This is a genomic window from Mameliella sp. LZ-28 (assembly GCF_012274245.1).
Classification (GTDB): domain Bacteria; phylum Pseudomonadota; class Alphaproteobacteria; order Rhodobacterales; family Rhodobacteraceae; genus Antarctobacter; species Antarctobacter albus.
The window spans coordinates 1-5,142 of record NZ_JAANYX010000021.1; the positions used below are offsets into that span (position 1 = coordinate 1).

2 protein-coding genes are annotated in these 5,142 nt (G+C 63.4%); one reads left to right on the forward strand and one right to left on the reverse strand.

The window, feature by feature from the left end:
• Positions 1-211 (forward strand): DinB family protein (locus G9Q80_RS12535; RefSeq protein WP_210426196.1); only part of this gene is annotated, 211 nt, incomplete at its 5' end.
• A 69-nt stretch (positions 212-280) separates the two neighbouring features.
• Here the strand turns inward: G9Q80_RS12535 and G9Q80_RS12540 are convergent.
• On the reverse strand, positions 281-4,534 hold the full coding sequence (locus G9Q80_RS12540; RefSeq protein WP_210426197.1) for an ExeM/NucH family extracellular endonuclease: 4,254 nt from the start codon (positions 4,532-4,534) through the stop codon (positions 281-283).
• Between the last annotated feature and the right edge of the window lie 608 nt (positions 4,535-5,142).

The following is a 5,142-nucleotide window of genomic DNA, read 5'->3' on the forward strand; positions in this document are numbered from 1 at the left end:
CCACCTGGACGTCGAATGGCGCGACCTGACCGACGAGGGATGGACCCTGTCGGCGCCTCTGGAGGGCCAGGCCGTCACCCCGCTGCGCCAGACGCCCCGCCTGCGTGCGCGGGTGGTGTGGCAAGGCACTCTGGACCTGGGCAATGGCGGTCGGCTCGCCGATGTGCCCGCCGACCTGCGTGCCGACCTGGCAGTGCCGGGCGCTCTCTGACCTTTTGAGCAGATGAAAAACGCCGGGGCTGGATGATCCGGCCCCGGCCTTTTCGTTCCCGATCCGGGGTCAGACGACCGGCAGGTCGCTGTCCCAGACAAAACTGCGGCTCTCGACATTGCCGGCGGCGTCATAGGTGACGTCGATCCGGTGCCAGTCATAGGCATCGTTCACGTCCTCGACCACGCGCGACGTGATCACGCCATCGGCGTAGGAATTCGTCGAGACGCGGCCGTCGTCGTAGGTGGTGACACGTTCCGTCAACTGGCCCGAGGCATCGTAGCTGTTGGCATGTTGCGTCCACTCGAAGCTGTCCGCGCTGTCCTCGACGATCCGCGACGTCTTGACCCCTCCGGCATAGTTTGTCGTCACGGTCATGCCATCGTCCAGCGCAGAAACGAGCGAGGTGATGTTGCCCGATGCGTCAAAGCTGAAGGTCTGTTCGGTCCAGATGAAATCGTCGCCCGTGTCTTCGACCACCCGTTCGGTGATGACGCCGCCGGAATAGGTGTTGGTCGCCGTGCGTCCGTCGTCGAAGACGGTGACGCGCGACACGACGTTGCCGGAGGCATCGTAGGTGTTGACGAAGCTGTCCCACTTGTTCGCATCCGCAAGGTCGTGGCCTTCGCGCGTCTGCAGAAGCCCGCCGACAAAGATGTCGGTGGCCTGGCTGCCGTCATCGTAGGAGATCTCGCGCCCGATGCGCGATCCGTCAACGCCGCTGTAGGTGTAGACATAGCTGGCCCAGACACCGTTGTCGCCGGTATCGGACACGACCGTACCCTCGTAGTCCAGCGCCAGCCCGACCAGGATCGGGTCGTGGTCGGAGGTGCGGAAAGGCACGGAGCCGTCGAAGATCGACCCGTCCTTGCCGAAGTCGAGGTTATAGTCTAGCGCGTCCGGCTCATCGGCGTTGATCGCCCATTCCGAGGTGCCGGTGATCTGCGCCGTCAGGGGCTCGTTGGCAAAGGCATAGTCCAGCGTGCCCGTCAGGCCGTCGAAGACATAGGAATAGGCGTCCGGCCCCTGGAACAGCTCGACCAGGTCGGTATAGCCTTCGCCTTCCAGGTAGGTGATCGGATCTTCCATCGCGTAGGCGTTCAGATCGCCCAGCACCAGGATGTCCTTGTCGCCCGAACCGGTGGGATCCGTGTCCAGCCAGGCGTTCAGCGCGGTCACGCCGTTCAGGCGGGTGCCGTTCGAGAAGCCCTGGCCATCGCCGGTGTCGGCATCACCAGCATCCGGTCCGGCCGAGCCCTTGGACTTCATGTGCGTGACGACGACGTTGACCGTTGCCCCGTTCGACAGTTGTTCGAAGGTCACAGCCAGCGGCGCGCGGTTGGTGCCCGCCCCGTCAAAGACCGCCGGCATGCCACCCAGGCCAAGGCCGGGAAGATCGGCGTCGGTCAGCACCTCGACCGTGGTGCCGGGGGCGATCCGCACGGTGTCGGTCTTGTAGATCACGCCCACGGCGATCGCGTCGCTGCCGACATGGCGGGTGCCCGGATCGACCCAGGCATAGGTGCCGGCGCCGGCCTGCGCGTTCAGATACTCGACCAGTTGTTCGATGGCGTTGCCCGGCGCGCCAGCGAGAAAGTCGTTTTCCAGCTCGACCAACCCCAGGATGTCGGCGTCCATTTCCAGGATGGCCTGACCCAGCTTTTCCAGCTGGCGGTTGTATTCGTCCACGCTGTCCGCGCCGCGCGGATCAAAGCCAAGGGCCGTGCTGCCGCCATCGTCCACCGTGGCAAAGAAATTCAGCACGTTCAGGCTGGTGACCTTCAGGGTGCCGCCCACGGGCTCGGGTGTCACCGGGCGCACGCTTTCCTTGTCAAAGCTGTTCTCGCCGTCGACCGTCGAGATCACGCGCCAGGTCGCGCCGGAGCTGCTGTTGCCCGCCCACTGGTAATTCAGAACGCCCGAGAGGCCGGTGATCGTGTCGCCCATCCGGATGTCCGAACCGGTCGAGAAGGTGGGGCCAAAGCCGTCGAGATTGCCGATCAGGGCGTTTTGCTGCTGCAACCCGTCGTCATAAGTGATGGTGCGCGCACCGACATCCTGCAGGAAGGCATTGTAGGCCAGGGCGTCCGGTGCGTTGGTCTGGGTGAATTGCTGGACGCGTCCGCCCTGCATCAGCTTGATCTCGTTGAACCGGTCCAGCTGGTACATCTCGGAGATGGTCAGTTCGTCCGGGAAGGTGACACGCATGCCTTCGTAGGCTTCGAGGTCGGGCTGGAAATCGCCGTCCTGGTTGGTGGTGACACCGGCTGCAGGCAGCGAGATTTCGGCCGCGGTCGGCAGTGGTGCGCCGCTACCGATGACGGTCACGCTGGTCACGTTGGAGATCTGGGTTTCCCCGAAATACTCTCCGACCGTCCCGGTGACCTGAACCACGTCTCCGATGTTCACGTCGACGGCGGGCAGACTGCCGTCGAAGACGAAGATGCCTTCGGAGGTCATCACGTTGCCGTCGGCGTCGCCATCCTCTTCCTGCAGGTAGAAGCCGCGCAGGTTGCGCGCGGCATCGGCGTCTCCGTCCTGGAAATCCCCGACGACCACGGCCTCGACAGTGACCGTCTGACCGACCAGCGGGCTGGTATCGGTTGCCCCCTGGATGTCGTGTATGGCGGTGATGCCGATGTCATCGGTCCGGATCGTGCCGGTCGCCGTCGCGGTCGAGATCGTGGCCGCGCCGCTGGCGTTCGACAGGGTGACGGTGAACCCCTCGTCCGTTTCGATGTCGGTATCGCCCGTGACCTGTACCGTGATGGTCTTGCTGGTTTCGCCCGCCGCAAAGCTGACTGTGCCCGAGGGCAGGCTGCCGCCGAAGTCGGCCGCATCCGCCCCGCCGCCGCTGACCGCGTAGTCGACGGTGGTGGCCGCGGTCGTGTCGCCAGAACGGGTGACGGTGAAAGTAAAGCCGGTGCTGCCGCTGTCGCCCTCGAGCTTGTCCGCATCGGTCGCGGCGATGGCCAGCTCCGGCGTCGTGACGGCGCCCGCGCGGTCGATCACGATGTCACGCATGGCAAAGGCTTCGCCTCCGCCGTTGTTGACTCCGGCGGTCAGTGTCACGGTCAGTGTCGAGCCGCTCATGCCGTTCAGCGCAGAAGAGGCATAGGTGGTGAAATCGTTGGTCAGCGTGCCGTCGTAGCCAGCGAGGTCGGCGGCGTCCCCGTCGATGTCGATCTTGAGCGGATCGTTCAGCGTCACGGTCGTGCCGCTTTCCAGCGTGTAGGTCAGGCTGGCGCTGTCGTCGCTGTCGATCTGGAACAGGGTGACGGGGGGCAGGCCGTCCAACTGGACGGTGATTGTATAGCTGTTGTCGCCGGATTCGAAATCGCCCATCGCGGCAAAGTCGATCGAGATGTCGCCGATCGTCCCGCCCGAGACATCGAAGGTCCAGGTCGCCGTCCCCGTCCCGCCCGGGTTGTCGGCATTGTCGAGGTCCTGGATGCCGAAGAAGGGCGCGGTATCGCCGGTCTTGGCAATGCCAAAGGTATCGGCGGCAAAGCTGCCGGTGGTGTCATCGGCAAAGTCGAAGTTCACGGTCCGGTCAGTGATGCCGAAGACGTCGAAAAAGCTGGAAACGAAGGCGCCGTTGGTGGCGCTGTTGTCCGGCGTGGCGGCAAAGCTGGTCAGGTTGCTGCTGGTGCCGTTCACGAGGTCGAAGGCCAGCGGGCTGGTCGGCGCTGCCGTGACCACGATATTGTCCAGCCCGATCTCGTCGCGCGATCCGCTGCCGGAAACATCGTCGGTCTGCCACTGCAGGTAGATCGACTCTCCGTCCTGCAGGGTAAAGCCGGTCAGGGTCGTGCTGCGGGCCACTGTCTGAAAGCCCAGGGCATCGGCCGCCTCGGCGCTGGTGTAATCCAGCAAGGCCACCGGTGTGTAGGTCGCGTCGTCCAGCGACCAGGCAAAGTTGAGCGTGTTCGCGCGGGCCTGGTCATTGTTGACCATGATGTCATAAGCAAGGTCGAGAGAGCTGATCGGCGCGCCGGTGGTATTGGTGATCTTCAACGTGATCGTGCCGGGCGTCATGTCGCTGCCGGTCGGCTGAAACCCCAGGAATGTATTGCCGCCGACCTCGAAGGCATAGGCCCCTCCGGTCGATACACCGCCATCCGCGTCGGTGCCGCGGGCAAAGTCACCCGAGGCAAAGCTGCCGCCAAAGCTTGTGGCGCCCTCGGACAGGCCCGAAACGCGCCAGATGTCCGAATCCAGCTGTCCTGCGCCGGGTGTCGGTGCGAAACCCGCGCCTCCGAAACCGTCGAAATTCTCGTTGAAATTGACCATCACGCGCCCCCACGTCTGTCTGTCGCTCATGGCGACCAAAAAAAGCTATTGCCCGGACGGAGCAGGGGGCTCCGGTCCCGGAAAATCGCTGTGTTCATGCTGCCATCTACAGCGACTTCGCGGCACAGAAAAAGTTAACGTTTTGTAAAAAGGACCGGCGTTGTTCGATGAAAGGAGGGGATCCGGAAATAATTGCGCAAAAACTCAACAAAGGCAGGCCCTTGTCCGAGAGGCGCCGGTGCGTGTTGGCATCCGGAACAGCCATTCTGATTTGGAATCAGTCGGGTGACGCGGGGGAAAGAGTGCGGGCGATTCCATTCTTTCCACATCGAAAACTGAAGCGCAGAGCGGTGGAGAATCCGCTTGGGCGTTAAGGGCGTGTTGAAGGATGCTGACCTACGCATTTTGCCAAAGTGAAAACAGGGTTGAGGGGATTGCCAGTGCCACAGATTTTTTGAAACGTTTTTGCCCGGACAGAATATCACCGATACATCGATGAACGGCGCGCGCGTGACCTGCGCCCCGCTGGTCCCTCATTCATAACGAGAGTCTGCAGGTCGGATTTGGGTATTCCGGTTTCCCGTCTGGCGCAAGCGCGCCGGGCGCGGAGCCCTCAAATTGCTCAAGCGCTCGGCGCG

Coding starts and splice junctions, on each gene's coding strand:
- G9Q80_RS12540 (WP_210426197.1), bottom strand. CDS start 4,534: ATGAGCGACAGACAGACGTGGGGGCGCGTGATGGTCAATTTCAACGAG.